The 20505-nt window shown below is 70.7% G+C and carries 11 protein-coding genes; 8 read left to right on the top strand and 3 right to left on the bottom strand.

The window, feature by feature from the left end:
- Positions 1–14 precede the first annotated feature (14 nt).
- Positions 15–809, top strand: coding sequence for a trimeric intracellular cation channel family protein (locus ACT3UN_RS02190; protein ID WP_444656094.1), 795 nt, complete (start codon positions 15–17; stop codon positions 807–809).
- Positions 810–812: 3 nt separating this feature from the next.
- On the opposite strand, the gene ACT3UN_RS02185 is transcribed toward ACT3UN_RS02190, so the two are convergent.
- Positions 813–2081: a hypothetical protein gene (locus ACT3UN_RS02185; RefSeq protein ID WP_444656092.1), complete on the bottom strand. Its 1269-nt coding sequence runs from the start codon at positions 2079–2081 to the stop codon at positions 813–815.
- Positions 2082–2330: 249 nt separating this feature from the next.
- On the opposite strand from ACT3UN_RS02185, the gene leuA reads away from it, so the two are divergent.
- From leuA to ACT3UN_RS02150, 7 genes are all read left to right on the top strand, one after another.
- A complete protein-coding gene (leuA, locus tag ACT3UN_RS02180) occupies positions 2331–4184 on the top strand; it encodes a 2-isopropylmalate synthase (RefSeq protein WP_441582499.1) in 1854 nt (617 codons plus the stop codon).
- A 202-nt stretch (positions 4185–4386) separates the two neighbouring features.
- Positions 4387–5295 carry a cation diffusion facilitator family transporter gene (locus ACT3UN_RS02175; RefSeq protein WP_444656090.1) on the top strand — a complete coding sequence of 303 codons (909 nt, stop codon included), beginning with the start codon at positions 4387–4389 and terminating at the stop codon, positions 5293–5295.
- A 78-nt stretch (positions 5296–5373) separates the two neighbouring features.
- The gene (locus ACT3UN_RS02170) at positions 5374–7179 is read left to right on the top strand and encodes a DNA polymerase III subunit epsilon (RefSeq protein ID WP_444656088.1); all 1806 of its coding nucleotides are present in this window, start codon (positions 5374–5376) and stop codon (positions 7177–7179) included.
- Between the two features lie 8 nt (positions 7180–7187).
- Positions 7188–8450, top strand: a complete 1263-nt coding sequence (locus ACT3UN_RS02165; RefSeq protein WP_444656086.1) for a MurT ligase domain-containing protein — start codon at positions 7188–7190, stop codon at positions 8448–8450.
- Positions 8447–9271, top strand: coding sequence for a type 1 glutamine amidotransferase (locus tag ACT3UN_RS02160; RefSeq protein ID WP_444656084.1), 825 nt, complete (start codon positions 8447–8449; stop codon positions 9269–9271). The genes ACT3UN_RS02165 and ACT3UN_RS02160 overlap by 4 nt, the downstream gene beginning before the upstream one ends.
- A gap of 23 nt (positions 9272–9294) precedes the next feature.
- Entirely contained in the window at positions 9295–9996 is a 702-nt protein-coding gene (locus ACT3UN_RS02155) for a GntR family transcriptional regulator (protein WP_444656082.1), read from the top strand.
- Between the two features lie 193 nt (positions 9997–10189).
- Positions 10190–10411 (top strand): YlcI/YnfO family protein, encoded by a 222-nt coding sequence (locus ACT3UN_RS02150; protein ID WP_444656247.1) that lies wholly within the window; start codon positions 10190–10192, stop codon positions 10409–10411.
- 351 nt (positions 10412–10762) lie between these two features.
- On the opposite strand, the gene acpS is transcribed toward ACT3UN_RS02150, so the two are convergent.
- Positions 10763–11206, bottom strand: a complete 444-nt coding sequence (acpS, locus tag ACT3UN_RS02145) for a holo-ACP synthase AcpS (RefSeq protein ID WP_444656245.1) — start codon at positions 11204–11206, stop codon at positions 10763–10765.
- 17 nt (positions 11207–11223) lie between these two features.
- A complete protein-coding gene (locus ACT3UN_RS02140; protein WP_444656080.1) occupies positions 11224–20499 on the bottom strand; it encodes a fatty acid synthase subunit beta domain-containing protein in 9276 nt (3091 codons plus the stop codon).
- Between the last annotated feature and the right edge of the window lie 6 nt (positions 20500–20505).

Raw genomic sequence — 20505 nt, 5'->3', positions numbered from 1 at the left:
ATATCCTCGGCGCCATGGACTTTGTCGACCCGTCGATCAGGGCGGTCTACGAGACACTCGACCTGATCGGGGTGGTTCTCTACGGGATGATCGGGGCGATCATCGCCCGCGCCCGCAACCTCGACTTCATCGGCATCCTCTTCCTGTCGATCATCACCGCGTTGGGCGGCGGCATGATCCGCGACGTGCTCATCGACAACGGGCCGCCGGCCGCCATGCAGGACATGCGCTACTTCGGGCTCGCCCTGGTCGGGGCGGTGATCTCCACGATGATCCACATGAACTCCCGCGGGTGGGAGATCTTCCGCGTCCACGGCGACGCCGTGGTCCTGGGCGTGTGGGCCGCGACCGGCTCGACGAAGGCGCTGGCCAACGACCTGCCGTGGTCGTCGGCGCTGTTCCTCGGGGTCTTGACGGTGGTCGGCGGCGGCATGATCCGGGACATGATGACCGGGTCGGTGCCCGCGATCTTCGGCGGGGCGACGTTGTACGCGACCCCGGCACTGCTCACCGCGGCGGTGATGGTCGGGATCAAGTCGTTGGACGACTCCGGGGTCGCCGGTGACTTCCCGGTGTTCCTGGTTGGACTGATCGTGTCCCCCTTCATCGGCGCGGGGCTGATGATCGCCGCCTACTGGCGGGGTTGGGTGCTACCTGGGATGCAGGACCTGTCGTGGGCGGCGCAGAAGAGACTGCGCCAGCCGATGACGATGGCGAGGGCCATGAAACTGCGCCGTATCCGCCTGCGACGACGCGAGGAGGCCGAAGAGGTGGCAGAGGAGAAGGCCGAGGAAGAGCGCGGGGAGTGATCCTCAGATCGCGTACTCGAAGCCGATGAGCATCTCGGCGGACACCCAGAATCCCAGGGTGCACCACAGGACCGCCGCGACCCCGATCGCCGCGCCGGCCACGACATGGACCGGACCCGCCGCCCCGGCAGTCCGCCAGCCACGCACCGCCCGGACGACCAGCGGCAGGCACAGCAGGAGCACCGGGATCAGCAGCAGCCGCGGACGTGAGTGCATGATGCCGTCCGACCCCAGCACGATGCCCGCCAGGACCACCGCCGGCAGCCACAGCTGCCAGGGGAGCCAACCCGCCCACAGCATCCACAGCGACGCCACGCACAGCAACGCCACCAGGATCATCGACCAGCTGGAGATCGTGTAGCCGGTCATCTGGCCGGGCAGGTTGTCCGCCAGCCACCGCAGCGTGGCCGCCCCCAGGTCGACCCCGGAGTGCCAGCCACGCTCCTGCGCGGCGAAGTACCCGCCGATCTCGGCGACCGTCCGGTTCGCCCACGTCAGGTAGGCGCCGATCCCCATGGCGCCGAGCACCGGCGCGGTGACGGCAGACGCCGGGAAGGCAGGAGCCGCAGCGTCCTGCCGTGTTCGTCCTGCCTGGCGCGCCCGCCACCAGCGCCACACCTCGACCACGGCGGCGACGCACAGTGTGAGCACCAGTGCCGCGGCGGTGAGCCGGGTCAGCCCGGCGAACAGGGTCAGCACACCGGCGGCGAGGTGGCGGCGGCGCAGCAGGAAGTACAGCGCCCACACCGTCAGGGCGGTGAACAGGCTCTCGGAGTAGGGCATCCAGTAGACGACACCCATCGGCGCACCGACGGCGAGCACCGTCACCACGGCCGTCAGCACGACCAACGTCCGGCGGTCCGGAGGACACCACAGCTCGGTGGCCAGCAGGCTGACACCCCAGGCCAGGAACAACGTCGCGACGGCGGAGGTGAGCATCGCGGCGAGGAACGTCGCGTCCGCCACGTCCAGCACCGCCATCGGGGCGGCGACGAGGCGCACCAGCACCGGGTACCCGGGGAAGAACGCCACCGACTCCCACTGCACCGGGCCGGACGGTTCGGACGACATGACGAACCCGGAGTAGCCGTGCTCCGAGATCATCATCATCCAGTGCGCGTCCCACTGCGTGAGGACCTCGCGCAGGCTGAGGCCGTTGCGGTTGCCCCGGACGGTCATCACGACCATCTGCACGACGGCGGTCAGCACCGTCACCACGCCCGAGACCACTGCGGTCACCGCCGTCACGCCAGCCGTTGCTCTTCGTTCCACGGTCGTCCATCCTAGCGCCCCACCACCACGGCGAACCCGGTCGACGTTAGCCCGGTCACACTCCCACTTTCCCCACGTCCGAGTCACCGTGTTACAGTGGTCGCCATGATTAACTCGCGCGCGCAGCTCCTCCTTCTCTGCCGCGGCGGGGTCAGGTTCTGAAAAACCGACCGGCTCCCCGTCGCGGAGTTGAGTCGTGCCGGTCGGTGATGACCATTATTTCCTTCCACCGATCCAAGGAGCACCACCATGACCCCCTCTGATTCCTTCATCTCCGCCCCCGCCCGCATCTCCACCCCTGCCGGCGAGATCCCCGAGGGCCAGAAGGCCTGGAACAAGCAGCGCCCCTCCCAGATGCCGGCGCACCGCTACCAGCCGCACTTCACCGAGGTCGAGCGCTTCCAGCTGCCCGACCGCACCTGGCCGGACAAGGTCATCGACACCGCACCCCAGTGGTGCGCGGTGGACCTGCGCGACGGCAACCAGGCCCTGATCGACCCGATGAGCCCGGAGCGCAAGCGCCGCATGTTCGACCTGCTGGTACGCATGGGCTACAAGGAGATCGAGGTCGGCTTCCCGTCCGCCTCCCAGGTCGACTTCGACTTCGTCCGCGAGATCATCGAGAACGACATGATCCCGGAGGACGTCACCATCCAGGTGCTGGTGCAGGCGCGTGAGCACCTGATCCGCCGCACCTTCGAGGCGTGCGAGGGCGCGAAGAACGTGATCGTGCACTTCTACAACTCCACCTCGATCCTGCAGCGCCGCGTGGTCTTCCGGAAGGACCGGGACGCGATCAAGAAGCTGGCGACCGACGCCGCCGAGCTGATCAAGGACGTCGCCAAGGACTACCCGGACACCACCTGGCGCTGGCAGTACTCCCCGGAGTCCTACACCGGCACCGAGGTCGAGTACGCCAAGGAGGTCTGCGACGCGGTCATCGAGATCATGGAGCCGACCCCGGAGAACCCGATCATCATCAACCTGCCGTCCACGGTGGAGATGATCACCCCGAACGTCTACGCCGACGGCATCGAGTGGATGAGCCGCCACATCGCCCGCCGCGACTCGGTGATCCTGTCGCTGCACCCGCACAACGACCGCGGCACCGGTGTCGCCACCGCCGAGCTGGGCTACATGGCCGGCGCCGACCGCATCGAGGGCTGCCTGTTCGGCAACGGTGAGCGCACCGGCAACGTGGACCTGGTGACCCTGGGGCTGAACATGTTCACCCAGGGCGTGGACCCGCAGATCGACTTCTCCGACATCGACGAGATCCGCCGCACGGTGGAGTACTGCAACCAGCTGGTCGTCCCGGAGCGTCAGCCCTACGGCGGCGACCTGGTGTTCACCGCCTTCTCCGGTTCGCACCAGGACGCCATCAACAAGGGCATCGACGCCCTGGCGGACTCCGTCTCCCCGGGCCACCACGCCAACGAGATCTCCGAGGAGGACTTCCGCCGCGTGCAGTGGGAGGTCCCCTACCTGCCGATCGACCCGAAGGACATCGGCCGCAGCTACGAGGCCGTGATCCGGGTGAACTCGCAGTCCGGCAAGGGCGGCGTGGCCTACATCATGAAGACCGACCACGGCATCGACATGCCGCGTCCGATGCAGGTCGAGTTCTCCGGCGTGGTCCAGGCCGTGACCGAGGCCGAGGGCGGCGAGGTGAACTCCAAGGCCATGTGGGACATCTTCACCGGCGAGTACCTGGAGCGCACCTCCCCGCTGGAGCAGATCTCCGTGACGGTGGACGGCCCGCAGACCGAGGGGTCGGAGACCAAGGTCACCGCCGAGATCGAGTGGAAGGGCGACACCCGCACCATCCAGGGCCGTGGCAACGGGCCGATCGCGGCGTACTGCAACGCCCTGGAGGCCCTGGGCGTGGACGTGGAGGTCCAGGAGTACTCCCAGCACGCCCGCACCGCCGGCGACGACGCGGAGGCCGCGGCCTACGTCCTGGCGCAGATCGACGGCCAGCAGGTCTGGGGTGTCGGCATCGCCGGTTCGATCACCTACGCCTCGCTGAAGGCCATCACCTCCGGGGTGAACCGCGCGCACTCCAAGGAGCCGGTCGCCCAGGGTGTGCTCGGCGGGGTCTAGTCCCAGCTGGGTCAGCTGTGTCATCTGAGTCGTCCCCCAGGTAACGAAACAGTGGGTTTCGTGGCCTGGGGGACGACCCAGTTGGCACCACCCCGCAGGGGCACCGGAATCCGCTTCCTAACCCGGTGGTTGGCCGGTGCGGCACGCCCGTGCGACAGTGAACGCCCTGTCCCTGCGTGACCTCCGAGGAGTCTTTTTCACGGTGCGTACCGAACAACAGGCCCTGCGCGTGTCGCTGGTCGCCGTCCTCCTGCTCTCCGCGCTCGGCATCGGCTTCGGCCTGGTGTCCGGGTCTGCGGCCATCCTGTTCGACGGCGTCTTCTCCCTCGTCGACGCCCTGATGTCGGTGATCTCCATCATCCTGGCCGGGCTGCTCGCCAAATCCAGGTCCGAGGGGCTGCCGCGGCGGTTCAGCATGGGGTTCTGGCACTTCGAACCGTTGGTGCTGTGCCTCAACGCCCTGGTGATGATGGCGGTCGCCGGCTATGCGCTGCTGCAGGCCGTCACCGCGCTGCTGGACGGCGGACGCGAGGTCGAGTTCGGCCCGGCCGTGGTCTACACCGTGGTCGTCCTGCTGCTCGCCGGCACCACCGCGGCCCTGGAGCACCGGGCGACCCGGAGGATCGGCTCCGCGTTGGTGGCCATGGACGTCAAGGGGTGGCTCATGGGCGCCGGGGTGACGGGTGCGCTGTTGATCGCGTTCCTGGTCGGCATGGTCATCGACGGGACCTCCCACGAGCACCTGCTGCCGTACGTGGACCCGGTGGTGCTGATCGTCGTGGCGTCCGTGCTGATCCCGGTGCCGGTGCGCACCCTGCTGCGCGCACTGTCCGAGATCGCGCTGGTCACCCCGCCGGAACTGCACGCCGAGGCCCGCGCCGTCGCCGACCGGGTCGTCGCCGAGGAGGGTTTCCTGTCCGCGGACGTGCATGCCGCGCAGGTCGGCCGCTCGCGCCAGCTGGAGATCGTCTTCCACGTCTCCCCCCCCCCCCCCGACACACCCCCGCGCCCCCTGACGCAGTGGCACGGCATCCGTCGTCGGGTCGCCGGCGAGCTCGGGGGCGACGACCCGGACAGCTGGATCACCGTGTGGTTCACCACCGACGAGTGACGCAGACGTGGAGCTCCGGCGCGGCGAGTCACCGGTGTCCTTAGCACCGGCGGCTCGACGGAACGTATGATGTCCCCCATGACTTCCCCCGGTTCCGGCCCCGACGCCACCCACGGCGCAGACGGTGCCCCGCGCAGCGGACAGGGCCGTTCCCGGCGTCGCCGCCGCCAGGTCCACCGCCGTTCCGCTCCCCCGTCGGCACGGACCGTCGAGCAGGCAGACAAGAAGGCCGAACAGAAGATACAGGACGCCCCGGCCGCCGTGCCTGCCGAGCCTGCCGTGCCTGCCGCGTCCGCACCCTCCGTGCAGGACGCACCGGGCACGCAGGACGCTCCGGTGCAGGACGGCGCGGCGCAGGCCGCGCCGCGTCCCGCCCGTAACCTCCCGAAGACCTTCCACGGCTCGTTGCCGAGTGCGCAGGAGGCGCCGTTCGTGGAGATCACGGTGGCGACGTCGGGCATCCACCCCAGCACCTCACGGATGGTGGCGTTCGCCGCGACGTTGCACACCGCCGACGGGGAGCGTGCCGTGTTCAGCGGCAACCGTCCCGCCTCGGCGCAGACCGACGGTACCGACGGCACCGAAAACACAGACCGCGCGGCGCAGCTCACCGGCTTCGTCCAGCAGATCAACCCCGGCGAGGACCCGGGCCCGTGGCACCTGCACGGCTACACGGAGGCCGACCTGGGCCAGGCGCCCGGTTTCGCCACCGTCGCCCCGCTGCTGTTCGACCTGATCGAGGGACGCACCCTGATCTGCCACAACACCACGCTGACGTGGGGGTTCATCCAGTTCGAGTACCGGCGCGCCCAGCGTGCGGCGAACCGCGGCACCCAGCGCAACAACCCGCGCGGGCGGCGGCGCGGGCAGCGTCGGCCGAAGAAGATCTCGGTGCCCACGCCCACGCGCATCATCGACACCCTGGCCTCGGCCCGACGTGCCGGGGTACCGGTGGAGGATCCGCGCCTGCGCAGCATCGCGTCCTACTACACGCACGCCCACGGGCTGGACCTGCCGCAGGACGCCCTGGCGTCCCTCGGCCCGGCGTCCAGCCTGCAGCGCGCCGACGTGCTCGCCGACGAGCTGCTGCTCGCCGACACCCGCATCCTGCACCCTCTCCACCTCGCGCAGCGCGAGGTCGCCGACGGTGCCGCCGACAACACGCCCGGCGGGTTGTCGGTCGCCGATCCGTCCGACCTGACGGCGGACCGGTTCGGTCTGCAACGCAGCACCGTGCGGGTGGACGCCACCACCTCGCCGCGTCCCTTCGGCAACCCGGGCACGCCCGACGGGCACACCCTGCGCCAGGGCATGGAGTTCGTGGTCAGCCCGGACGTGGGCGACGACCCGGACCTGCTGATCAGCACCGCCACGAAGGCCGGGCTGGTGTACAGCGAGAAGCTGAACAGGACGTCGAGCCTGGTGGTGTGCAACCGCAGCCACGAGCTGCGCGGCAAGGCGATGCACGGGGAGCGCAAGAACATCCCCCTGTTCACCGACGAGGAGTTCCTCGCCGCCTTGGAGGACGTGGAGCCGGGCTCCACCGACATCGCCGTGCCGGACGCCCGACCGGCGACCCCGCGCATCCCCGCCCCGCAACGCGGCAAGAGCCGTAACCAGGGACGAAACCGCAACCAGACCCGCGGCAAGAACGGCGGCAGGGGTGGCAACGGTGGCGGTAACGGCGGCAACTCCGGCGGCGGCAACTCCGGCAATACGTCGAAGGACCCCGCCAAGGACGCCACGTCCGGCGGCGGTAAGAACAACGGCGGCGGCAACGGTTCCGGCCGGTCGTCGTCCCGGCGGCGCCGACGGCGCGGCTCCGGCAGCCAGAAGCAGCAGGGCCAGAAGCAGAACCAGAAGCAGAAGCAGAACCAAGGGTGAATGAAGCAATGGGAATGTTGACCTCACTGGCCGTCCGCGCAGCGGACGCCGCGACCTGGGCGTCGAAGAAGACCGGCCGCGGTTCCGGCGGCATGATCGGCGGCCTGGTCGCCAACTTCATCGACCCGAAGCTCATGGAGCAGCTCGGCGCGGGACGCCCCTGCACCATCGTCACCGGCACCAACGGCAAGTCCACCACGACCCGCATGCTCGCCGAGGCGGTCCGCGCCCTCGGCACGGTGGCCACCAACGACGGCGGCGACAACATGGACGCCGGGGTGATCTCCGCACTGCTGGCCGGCCGGGACCGCGAGCGCATCGTCCTGGAGGTCGACGAGCTGCACGTGCCGGCCATCGCCAAGAAGCTCGACTGCGACGTCCTGGTGCTGCTGAACCTCTCACGCGACCAGCTCGACCGCGTCGGCGAGATCAACAAGATCGAGCGGGTGCTGCGCGAGTGCGTGGAGGCGCGGCCAGAGATGACCGTCGTCGCCAACTGCGACGACGTGCAGGTCACGTCCGTGGCGTGGGACTGCCCCAACGTGGTGTGGGTGTCCGCCGGCGTCGGGTTCACCGGCGACTCCACGTCCTGCCCGCGCACCGGTGGTGCGGTGGTGCGCACCGAGGAGCAGGACGGCTCCCCGGACTGGTACGCGGTGAAGCCGCTGGCCGACGGCCGCGAGTTCCGCCGTCCCACACCCACCTGGACGGTCACGCCCGAGGGGCTGACCACGCCCTCGGGCGAGCTGCTGCCGCTGTCGTTGAAGCTGCCGGGCAACGCCAACCGGGGCAACGCCACGCAGGCGATCGCCGCGGCGGTGGCCCTCGGCGTGGACGAGACGTCCGCCCTGGCCGCCGCCGAGCGTGTCGACGACGTCGCCGGACGCTACTCCACGGTGAACCTCGACGGCCGCGAGGTGCACCTGCTGCTCGCCAAGAACCCGGCCGGCTGGCAGGAGGCCCTGTCGATGGTCGACCGCGCCGCCGACGGCCTGGTCATCGCCGTGAACGGGCAGGTCGCCGACGGTCAGGACCTGTCCTGGCTGTGGGACGTGAAGTTCGAGAACCTCGACGACCTCAAGGTCGTCGCCGCCGGTGAGCGGTCCTCGGACCTGGCCGTACGCCTCGGCTATGCCGGGGTGGAGCACGACACCGTGGCGGACACCGTCGCCGCGGTGCGCGCCTGCCCGCCCGGGCGCGTGGAGGTGCTGGCGAACTACACGGCCTTCCGTGACCTGCGTAAGGACCTGCAGAAGGAGATCTCCCAGTGAGTAGAGAAGCGGCCCTGAACATCGGCCTGGTGCTGCCGGACGTGCTCGGCACCTACGGCGACGACGGCAACGCCCTCGTCCTGCGCCAACGTGCGCGGATGCGCGGCATCACCGCCGAGATCCACCCGATCACCCTGCACGACGGCGTGCCGGAGACCCTCGACGTGTACACCGTCGGTGGTGGCGAGGACGTCGCCCAGATCCTCGCCGCCGAGCACCTCGCCGCCGACGGCGCGATGGCGCGTGCGGTGCAGGCGGGACGTCCCGTCCTGGCCATCTGTGCCGGCCTGCAGGTCTTCGGGACGTCCTTCCGGGCGTCCGACCGCATGGTCGACGGCCTGGGGCTGATCGACGCGACGACGTCCTCGCTGCAGAACCGCACCATCGGTGAGCTGCGCTCGGACCCGAACCTGAAGGGCTTCGGCCTGACCGCGGGTTCGCTGGGTGCGGCCGGTGTGCTGACCGAGCCGTTGACCGGTTTCGCCAACCACCAGGGCGCGACCCTGCTCGGCGCCGACGCCACGCCGCTGGGGTACGTGACCGAGGGCGTGGGCAACACCGACCCCCACGGTGCGCTGACCGCCGGGCTCACCCCCGAGCGTGCCGGCAAGGAGGTCTACTTCGAGGGCGCGGTGCAGGGATCGATCGTGGCGACGTACATGCACGGGCCGGTGCTGGCGCGTAACCCGCAGCTGGCGGACCTGCTGCTGGCCTCGGCGATGGACACCACCCTGGCCGAGCTGCCGTCGCTGACCGGCGCCTTCGCCACGCAGCTCGACGGCGAGGTCGCGCAGCTGCGCGCGGAGCGCCTGAAGGCGTAGGTCCCGTCGGTAGAGTGGTCGGCATGTCCCTCAGCCCTCTTCCCGCGGCGACCCGTGTGGGCGACCAGGCCTACGCGGCGCTGCATGCCGCGATCGTCGACGGCACGTACCAGGGCGGACGCCGCCTGCAGATCAGGGACCTCGCCGCGGAGCTGGGCATCAGCGTGATGCCGGTGCGGGAGGCCATCACCCGCCTGGAGGAGGACGGCCTGGTCGAGACGCGTCCCCGGCGCGGTGCCGTGGTGCGCTCCTTCTCCCCCGCCGAGCTCCTGGACATCTACGACGTGCGGCGTGTGCTCGAGGTCCGCGCCACGGAGCTGGGAGTCGCTGCGCTGGGTGGGGATGCCGAGGAGGGGGATGATGCCGGGAAGGCTGCCGTGACCGCGGGCGGACTGGAGCCCCTGTACGACCGGATGCTCGACGCGCTGGGCCGCGGGGACGTCCTCGGTCACCTCACCGCCGACGAAGAACTGCTGTCCGCCGTCTACGAGGCCTCCGCCAACAAGGTGCTGTGTGAGTCGATCCGCAGCCTGTGGGCACAGTGCCGGCACTACAAGATCGTCGGTGTGCGCGAGGAACTGGAGTCCAGGACACCCGACGAGATCCTCACCCACCAGCGTCAACTCATCGACGCGGTCGCCGCAGGGCATGCCTGTGCCGCCGCTCGGGTCACCGAGGCCTCGCTGACCTCCGCGATGGAACGCATCCGCGGCGCACTGGGCTGAGACGTCTCCTCCCCCGCTATCCACACCACCCGGTTGTCCACTCCTTCCGGCACGGATTTCATCGGCAGTAGCCATCTGTAATACAGGAGATATAGGATTGATTGGATAGACCATACGGTTCGCCATTACGCTCCGCTTCTTTTCAGGCTTCCGGAGGACTGACCCCCTACGAGCAGGACCGGTGACTAACAGCATGAACAAGGCGCAAGAGCACGAGTTCTACTCCCGACCCGAGAACCAGGAACCCCAAGGTCCGCCGGTAAGGAGAAAGTCCAAGTACGGGGCTCCGGTCCCGGTCCGCTTTCCGCAGCCGCTCCTGGACCGGATCCGGGATGCCGCCGAGAAGGACGACCGCTCGGTGTCCTCGTGGATCCGGCGTGCAGCCGAACATGAGCTCGACCGAGAGGCTGGATAGATCCGGCACACCGACACGGCACCATCACCGGGACCGACGGCTCTTCGGACTGGAGGGCTCGCTCGCCTCACACCCGATCTCCCTGCGGTGGCCGACGGTGTCGCCGAGCAGGCGGCGGCGTCCTCCCGACCGGAATCTGCCGCGCAGTCCCGGTAGCCGACGGCGGTCACTTCCACTGGTCCTCATCATCACCCCAGCGTGCCCGGCACGCATGCGACAACCGTGGGACCACGATGGCACGCCGCGTAGCGTCCGATCACAACATGGTGGGAGTGCCTGAACGCAGCAATCCCGCAGGTCGGTCACACCGACCTGCGGGGTTGCTCGCTCACTCCGGGGGAACCCGGGCCGCTACATGCGCCGCCACTCCCCGACCACGAAGGCCTGGGCCACCGGGCCGTCGTGCGACAGGCTCAGGTGCCAGACGGCGTGCCCGTTCTCCGGGTCCCCACCACCGAAGTGGCGGTTCAGCGCACCGGTGACCACGGAGTCCAACGGGTCGTGCAGCCGGATGAACGGCCGACCCCACCGGTCCTTGACGACCTCGATCCGTGACCAGTCCATCTTGGCACCTGGGATCTCGTCGCCGGCCTCGGCGGCGGTCCACGCCTTGTAGAACGCCTCCTTCGCCGCCCACCGGGCCGCCAGGTGCTGCGCCTCGTTCCCGCTCGTCTCGGCGAGACGGGCACAGGCGCGCCGCTCGGCACCGGTGAAGGACGCGGCGAACCGCGACCCCGGCAGGTCGAGCTGCTCGGCGAACGACGGGATGTCCACCACGTCGATACCGACACCCATCACGAAGGAGGAACCGGTCACCGCAGCAGACCGTCCTCACCGGCACGGGCCTGCGGGTCGAGCAGCATCGCCGGCTCGGCGGCGTCGATGTCGACGTCCTCGGCGAAGCGACGGTGCCCGATCTCCTCGAACAGGGCGCGGTGGCCGAGCATGCCGGCCTCGCGGCGTCGCACGCCGGCGCGCAGGCGGGCGGAGGCGGTCTCCACCCACGCCGTCGCGGCGTCCTCCCCGAGCTGGTTGGCCACGGCGATCCGGAAGGCCTCCGGGTGCACCAGCGCCATCAGCGCGGACACGTGACCGAAGCCCAGCGAGGTCAGCAGACCCGCACGGACCGTGCGGTTGAGGTGCAGCGGTTCACGCAGCCAGACCAGGTTCGGCGCGGAGGCCATCTCCGGGTCCACGCAGTCCAGCGAGCGGTTCGCCGGGATGCGCGCGGTGCGGAACATGTCGCCCAGGCCGGCGGTCTGGAAGACCGCGGCACCACCCTTGGCGTGCCCGGTGAGCGTCTTCTGGGAGACGACGTACATCGGGTTGCCCTCGGTACGGCCCATCGCCGCCGCCAGGCGGGTGTGCAGGCGCGACTCGTTCGGGTCGTTGGCGTTGGTGGACGTGTCGTGCTTGGAGACCACCGAGATGTCGTCGGCGGAGACACCGAGCTTGGCGAGCTCCTTCGACAGCTTCGAGCCCTGCCCGCCGCGTCCGGCCGCCAGCGCACCCATGCCCGGGGCGGGGATGGAGGTGTGCGCGCCGTCGGCGAAGGACGCCGCGTAGCCGACCACGGACTGCACCGGCAGACCCAGCTTCGCCGCGACGGAACCGCGGGTCAGCAGGATCGTTCCGCCACCCTGGGCCTCCACGAAGCCGCCGCGACGGCGGTCGTTGGCCCGGGAGTAGAAGCGCTCGTTGAGGCCCTTGGCGGCCATGGCGTCCGAGTTGGCGGTGGCGTTCATCGAGGCGAACCCGCTGATGGACTCCACCGACATGTCGTCGGTGGCACCGGCGACCACGAAGTCGGCCTTGCCGAGCTTGATCTTGTCGACACCCTCCTCCACGGAGACCGCGGCGGTGGCGCAGGCGCCGACCGGGTGGATCATCGCACCGTAGCCGCCGACGTAGGCCTGCATGGTGTGCGCGGCCACGACGTTGGGCAGCGTCTCCTGCAGGATGTCGGACGGGATGTCCTCCTCCAGGAAGCGGTCGACGAAGAGCTTGCGCATCGACGTCATGCCGCCGAAGCCGGTGCCCTGGGTCATCGCCACGTCCGAGGGGTGCACGGCCTGCAGGATCTCTGCCGGGGTGAAGCCGGCGGAGAGGTAGGCGTCCACGGTGGCGACGAGGTTCCACACGGCGATCCGGTCGATGGCCTCGACCATCGAGGCCGGCACGCCCCAGCGGGTGGGGTCGAAGTCCGTGGGGAACTGGCCGCCGACCTTGCGTGCCAGGGTGGCACGGCGCGGCACCCGCGCACGGGCACCGGGCAGTCGGGTGATCGACCACTCGCCGGTCCCCTCGTCCACGGTCGCCCGGGTGAAATCCGGGTCGGCCTCGACGAAGGACTGTGCGGCCTCGGCGGAGTCCACCGAGAAGGTGACCTCGCGGTCGAGGAAGATCTCCGCGGCCTGCGGGGTATGCACGTCCTCGAGCGCGACGTCGTCGACGAAGGTGCGCACACCGGCGCGGGCGGCGACCTCGTCGCGGTAGCGCGGGAAGATCTCCTCCTCGGGCACGATCTCGCCCTTGGCGTCGTACCAGCCGGCGACCGGGGTGTCCTTCCAGGTCAGAAGGCCGGTCATCCAGGCGAGCTCGAGCACACCGGCGGCGGTGAGGTCCACGGACCCGTCCGCCTGCACGCCGTACTCCGCCTCGAAGCGGGTACGTCCGGAGCCCCAGGCGCTGACCTCGCCGAGACCCACGACGACGACCATGTCGTCCAGGTCGGCGCTGACCTCGCCCCAGGCCTCGTCACCGTCGACGGCGACGGGCTGGGCGGCGCGCACCGGCGACGGCAGCGCATTGACCGTGACCGGGGCCTGGGTGGCCTCGGCGTCGGCACCGGCGGCGACGGTGTCGAAGGCACCGTCGGCGATGGCCTGCTCGCGCAGCTCGGTGAGGTTGATCTTGTCGAGCCCACCGGTCAGGTCGGCGTCGACCGGCCCGATGGACGCGGCGGCGCGGATCTCCGAGGAGCACAGGCGGACGAGCTCACCGGCGATGTCGGACGGCGTCCACACGCGGACCCCGGCCTCGACGGCGGCGTCGACGAGCGGGTCGTTGCCGCCCATCAAACCGGTGCCGGCGACCCAGCCGATGCGCGGGTGCGCGATGGTGACGCGCTCCGCCCACGGCTCGTTGGACCACTTGTTGCAGATCGCGTCGAAGGCGGCCTTGGTCTCGCCGTAGGCGCCGTCGCCGCCGAAGGTTCCGCGGTTCGGAGAACCCGGCAGGACGACGTGCAGGCGGTGGGCCAGGTTCGCCTCGTGGCCGATGCGCGACAGGGCGGTGAAGGACCGCTCCACGCTCCACAGCAGCAGGCGGGCCTGGGTTTCGGCGTTTCCGCCGGCATCCTCGACCGTGCCGGACACCGTGGGTGCGGCGAAGGGCAGGAAGAGGTCGGGGACGAGTGCCGGCTTGACCAGCTTCTTCTCGGATCCCACGGTCTCGGTCTGCTCGTTGCCGATCCAGTCGACCAGGGCGTCGATGTCGCGGTAGCTCGACAGGTTCGCCGGGACCAGCCAGATCTTCGCACCGGCGCAGGCGTGCTCGCGGTAGAGCTTCTTGATGAACTCCAGGCGGGCCGGGCTGATGCGCGAGGCGGTGATCACCACGGTGGCACCCTGCGACAGCAGGTCGCCGACCACGCCACCGGTGATGGACGCCGGGGTCACGCCGGTGACGACGGCGACCTGTCCGGCGAAGTCACCGGTGGTCTCCTCGTCGCGGGCCTCGGCGGCGATGCCGGTGAAGCGGGACGCCAGCTGTGCATCGGAGACGTGGTCGGCCCACCAGTCGGCGTGCTTGGCCACGGTCTCGCCGGTGCCACGGAAGGTGGCGGTGTCGGCGATCTCGCCGCCCTCGGCCAGACGGGAGATGTCCTCACGGGCGGTGGCCCACCGGTCGTCGACGAGGATGGCGCGACGCTCGTCGAAGACGGGCGCGACCTGCTTGGGCCAGGTGGCGCCGAGCTCCTCGCTGACGGCCTGCAGCACCGCGGCGGTCTCGTCGGCCTCGGGGTCGCCGAAGGACGAGGACGCGGGGACGTCGAGGTCGAGGTCGTGCAGGATGTGGCGGGCCAGGTTGGCCAGCACACCCTCGTCGCCGGTGACCTCCTGGGCGAAGGCGTCGAGCGCGGCGGAGTCCACCGTGCCGCCGCCGGAACCGCCGGCGCTGGGCTTGGCCACGGGGATGCCGTGGGCGGCACCGACCTGGGTGACTGCCTCGTCGACGATGGCGTTGACGTCGGCCATCGACGTCGCCGAGCTCGGCAGGGTCGACAGGTCGCCGCCGCGGGCGGAGGCGCCGTCACGCGAACCGAGCAGGATCTGCGCGGTGGCGTGGTCGACCCAGCCGGGGCCGAGCTCCCAGGTGCCTGTGACGCGGTCGGCGATGGCGGTGGCCTTCGCCCCGGCGGCGCCGAAGAGCTTGCGCAGCCGGTCCTTGACGGCCTCGCTGAGCACCGGGCCGAACGCGGAGTAGTTGTGCGCCGCGGCATCCACGGTGGCGGACAGCGTGGTCACGTCGGCCTCGGCTGCACCCTCGACGCTGGACAGTCCCAGCTCCGCGGAGATGTCCATGAGCAGCTGGTTGAGCCGCGAGGACACACCGTTGGTCAGCGTGCCGGTGGTGTCGGCACCACCGATCTGCTCCGGACGCAGCTTGTTGGCGTAGGCCAGCAGCGTCTTGATCGCGTCGGACGCCTTGTAGGGCAGGTCCGCGGGACGCTCGACGGAGCCGGCCGGTGCCGGGGGCTCCGGGGTGGCGTAGCCCTCGTCGACGGCGGGGGACGGTGCGGACGCGTCGGGACGCGCCTCGGCGACGACGTCGCCGGTGGCCACGGCGTCCTGCTCTGCGGGAGCCGGGTCCGCCGGCGCTGCCGGGGCCTCGATGGTCTGGACGTCCTCGTGGTAGACGGCCTTCTCGTCGCGCTGCACGTTGCGCACGGCGACGTCGGCGCCGGTGAAGCGGGGCAGGCGCAGCGTCTTGGTCGCCAGGTTCGCCAGCGTCGGGGCGGCGCCGAGGCCGACCTCGACGAGCTCGTCGATGTCCAGGCGGTCGGTGGCCAGGAGCAGGTCCTGGGTCTCGATCCAGCGCACCGGGGAGGCGAACTGCCAGCACAGCAGCTCGATGAACAGGGTGCGCGCCACCTCGGCGCGTCCTGCCTCGTCCTTGGTACGGGCGTCCCAGTCGTCGAGCACGGCCTGGGCCGGCTCGGCGGGCACCACGTCCAGGATGGACTGCACGAACTCACGGGTCAGCTCGAACGGGCGGGCCACGAGGTTCGGGATGTAGCGTCCCACCAGGACCTCGTGGTCGATGGTCGCGGGCAGCAGGTCGTCGAGCTTCTCGCGGAAGTCGGGCACACCGGGGTGCAGCACGCGCGAGTGGAAGGGCACGTCGATGCCCGGGACCATCATGAACGAGCCCTTGCCGCCGGCGGCGGCGGTGCGCTCGGCGGCGTCCTTCTGCAGGGCGTCCAGGCCGGCGACGGTGCCGGCGACGGAGTACTGCTCGCCGGCGAGGTTGAAGTTCACGATCTCCAGGAACTCGCCGGACTTCTCCGCCACGGACTCCACGTACTCCACGACGTGGTCGTCGTCGACGCCGAACTGGTTGGGGCGCAGGGCACCCATCCGGTAGTCCGAGCGGCCGTTCTCGTCACGCGGGATGAGGTGGTGCATGGTGGAGCCGCGGTGGAACACGACCTCCAGCACGGTCTCCAGCTCGATGGTGCCGGCGTAGGCCGACAGGGCGGTGTACTCGCCGAGCGAGTGTCCGGCGTAGTAGGCGTCGGCGACCAGGGCGTCGGCCTCACGCAGGCGCGCGGTCTGCGCCAGCGCCAGGGTGGCCAGGGCGACCTGGGTGAACTGCGTCAGGTACAGCACGCCGTCCGGGTGCTGGTAGGTCACACCGTTGGCGGTCAGCGACGTGGGGTTGTCGCGGACCACGGTGAGGATGGAGAAGTCCAGGGTGGCGCGGGTGTGCGCGTCGGCGCGCTCCCAGACAGCGGCGGTCGCCTTCGAGGCGGCGCGCTCGTCCAGGCCCATGCCCTTGGACTGGATGCCCTGGCCGGGGTAGACGTACGCGGTGGACGGGGCGGCGGTGACGGCGGTGCCCTGGGACACGAGCTCGTCGTTGATCCGGCAGGTCACCTCCAGCAGCAGTCCGCCGCCGGCGACGCGTCCGGTGCGCTCGACCTGGATGTCCACCGGGTCACCGAGCTGGACGAGGCCGAACATGCGGTACGTCCAGCCGAGGATGCGGTGGCCGGATCCGGCGGCGGACGCGGCGTGCTGGGCGGTGGCCGAGAGCCACATGCCGTGCACCAGCGGTGCCTGCAGCCCGGCGACGCGGGCGGCGACGTGGCTGGTGTGGATCGGGTTGAAGTCGCCGGAGACCCAGGCGAAGGGGGTCATCTCCGCCGGGGCGTTGACGCGGGTGCGCAGCAGAGTGGAACGCGGGGTGTCGGTGACCTCCGCGCCGGTGCCGCCGGCGGCGGCCGGCTCGGCCGGCGGGGTGGTGCCGAAGGCGCGGCCACGGATGGCGAAGCGCTCGGTCTGGCGTCCCAGCAGGACGCCCTCGGCGTCGTGCATGTGGTGGTGCACGGTGACGACGCGTCCGGAGGACGACTCCTCGATGCCGGCGGCCCAGCTGGACACGGTGACGGTCAGCGGGGCGCGTGCGGCGAGCTCCTCGGCGGAGACCTCCAGGGCCACGGTGTGGTCCAGGTGCACGGCGTTGAGCAGACCCTCGATGACGGGGTACTCGTTGACCGTGGCCGAACCCAGGGCCGCGTAGATCGCCGGCCAGCAGGTGCCGAGCAGGGCGTCGGGCACGATGGAGGCGCGGGTGGCGCCGCCACCGACCGCGGAGAGGTCGCCGAGGTCGTCGCCGGTCACACCGGCGTGCTCGGAGCCCAGGGAGCCGGTGAGGGTGAAGTCGTAGCTGAACGTGCCGAAGGGGGTCTCGTCGGTGGTGGAACCGGCGACCTTGGTCGGCATCGCGGTGATCTCGTCGCCGGTGACGGCGGTGTTGCCCACACCGGCGGTGCCGGCGAGCAGCCCGTACATGGTGTCGGGCAGGCGCTCCTCGTCGACGACGGGCATGCCGCCGGTGATGCTGGTGGTGTCCAGGATCAGCGGGACGGGCAGGCTGCGCACGGCGTGGACCTGCGCGTCGCCGGAACCGGCGGCGGTGTCGTCCCAGAAGGTGTCCAGGTGCAGGTCGATGGTGACGGTGACGGGGTTGCCGTCGGAGCCGTCGTTGGTGACCACCAGGTCGTAGCGGTCCTCGTCGATGACGTGGGCCGGGTTGTCCATCAGGTGGCCGGTCCAGGAGATGTAGGGCACGGCCTTGAGCAGGGACTCCACGTCCACGGCGTCCTCGGTGCGCGACCACGCGGTGACCGGCTCGGTGTCGGCGATGCGGGCGCGGCAGGCCTCCTCGAAACGTCCGAGGAGGTCGGCGACGGGCTCGTCGACGGTGGTGATGCCGGAGACCGAGACCGGTCCGGGGATGATGCGCACCTGGTCGGCGGAGTAGCGGTCGTCCTGCGCCTGCCAGAGGCAGTCCTTGCCCCACCAGGCGAGGAGGTCCTCGTCGATGGCCGGCACGAAGCCCATGGGCTTGGGGTACTTGCGGCACAGGGCGATGAACCAGGCGGTGTCCAGCGGGGTCAGGGTGTCGACCTCGGCGGACGGGTAGGCGGCCACGAGGGTCTCCACCGCGGCGGTGGGGTCCTCGGCGGACTCCACCGTGGGGAACAGGGTCTCCACCGGGCCGTGCTCGGCACTGGTCAGGCGGGCCTCGACGCGCTGCAGGAGTTCCTGGAAGCGCTGCAGCCAGGACGGGTCGACCCACGGGAAGCTCAGCTCGGCGAAGCGGCGGACGACCTGTGCGTAGGTCATCTTCTCCAGCTCACCGAAGTAGGGCTTGGCGGTCTTGTCCATCGCCTCGATGATCTCGTCGCGGCGGGCGTTGACGGCCTCGAGCGATCCACCGACCTCCTGGATCAGGCGCATGCACTTGGCGGCGGAGTTGTCGATCTCGTGGATGTCGGCACGCAGGTGCGACAGGCCCGAGGTCGCGCCACCGGCGGAGTTGCCGGGGGCGATCCAGCCGCCGTTGGGGGCGGTGAAGGCCGCGCCGGACGCATCGGCGACACCGGGGGTGTCGACGAGCAGCTGCTTGATCTCGTCGGTGGTCTTGGCCTCCTTGGCGGTCATCGCCGCGGTGCCGACGAGCACGCCGTCGACCGGCATGGACGGCAGGCCGAGGGCCACCGACCAGTCACCGGAGAGGTAGTCGGCGGAGCGCTCGGGCGTGCCGATGCCGCCGCCGACGCAGAGCACCACGTTCTTCTGGCGGCGGATCTCCGCGTAGGTGGCGGTGAGCAGGTCGTCGAGGTTCTCCCAGGAGTGGTGTCCACCGGCGTGACCGTCCTCGACCTGCAGGATGATGCTGGTGCCGGTGTCCTCGATCTGGCGGGCGATGCCCAGGCCCGCGCGGATCTGGTTGACAGTGCCGGGCTTCAGCGCGATGTGCGAGAAGCCGGACTGACGCAGCGCGCCGATGACCTCCGGGGCCTCGTCGGGCTCGGGGATGCCGGCGGAGATGACCACGCCGTCCAGCGGTGCGCCGGACTCGCGGGCCTTGGAGACCACGCGCTGGCCGCCGAAGTGGAGGTTCCACAGGTAGCGGTCCATGAACATGGCGTTGAACTGCACGGCACGGCCCGGCTCGAGCAGTCCCTTGAGCTTGGTGAGGTTGGCGTCGAAGACCTCTGCGGTGACCTGTCCACCACCGGCCATCTCGGCCCAGTAGCCGGCGTTGGCGGCGGCGGCGACGATCTCGGGGTCCACGGTGGTCGGCGTCATGCCGGCGAGCAGCACCGGGGAACGGCCGGTCAGGCGGGAGAACGCGGTCTCCACGACCTGCCCGGTGGGCAGGTCGAGCAGGCGCGGGGCGTAGGACGACCAGTCGACGGTGCGCTCCGGGTCCGGGCCCGGTGCGGCGAGCGCGTCGACGTCGTCGAGGCTGCCGGCGGCGACGATGCCGGCGCCGGAGCCCTCGATGACCTCGGCGGAGATCTTCGAGGCGACGACGCCGGGGCCGACGTCCAGGAACCATGCGGAGCCACCATCACGGGCGGCGGCGACCTGGTCGACCCAGTCGACGTGGTCGGTCAGCACGGCGCGGGCGAAGCGCTCGACAGAACCTGCAGTGTCCGCGGCGAGGCCGCAGCGTCCTGCCCAGGCGACGACCTGCTCCACCGCGGGCTCCATGGAGCTGTGGTGGAACGGCACGGTGACCTCGAGGTACTCGGTCTGCGGGGCCAGCGGCGCACCGCCGCGGGTCTTCGCGGTGAGCTCGGCGGCGTCCTTCTCGCCGAGCTGCAGCACGGTCTGCTCCACGACACCCAGGTCCTCCGGGGTACCGGAGAGGATGAAGCGGCGACGGCCGTTGTGGATGGCGACCTCGACGTCCACGCCGGCGTCGGCGATGACGGCGTCGAGGTGGGAGCTCTCCAGGCCACGCACGGACAGCATCGGGGTGTGCTCGCCGACGGCGAAGCCGGCGGAGCGGGTGGTGCGCGCCGCGGCGGCACCGATCAGCCTGGCGACGGCGAAGACCTCGGCGTCCGACGGGCCGTCCCCGGCGACGAAGGCGGCGCCCAGCACGCCCTGGGAGTGGCCCAGAGCGGTGGCGCGGCCGTCGGCGACGGCGGCGACGGCGTCGAAGCCGGCGCCCTTGAGCGCGGAGAGCTGCGCGTACTGCACGGCGGTGATGCCGGGCACCGACAGCGCCGCGGAGACGGGGCCGGCGGAGGTCGTCGCGTCACCGGCGAGACGCTCCAGCGTCAGGGCGCCGGCCGTGGCGGCGGTGAGCTCGGCGGCGACCGGGGCGAGCAGGTCGTCCGACGCGGTGATCAGCGCACGGATCTCGCCGGCGAGAGTGGGGTCCTCGGCGAGCTGCGCGCAGGCGGGACGCCAGGGGGTGGCCTGACCGCCGAAGAGCAGGGTGGTCTTCTCGTCGCCGCCGTTCAGGCGGGAGAGGAAGCTGGAGGAAGAGTCAGTCATGATGTC

The sequence above is a fragment of the Corynebacterium sp. AOP12-C2-36 genome, from assembly GCF_052379185.1.
Taxonomy (GTDB): domain Bacteria; phylum Actinomycetota; class Actinomycetes; order Mycobacteriales; family Mycobacteriaceae; genus Corynebacterium.
This window is presented reverse-complemented; position numbering and strand designations above follow the sequence as displayed.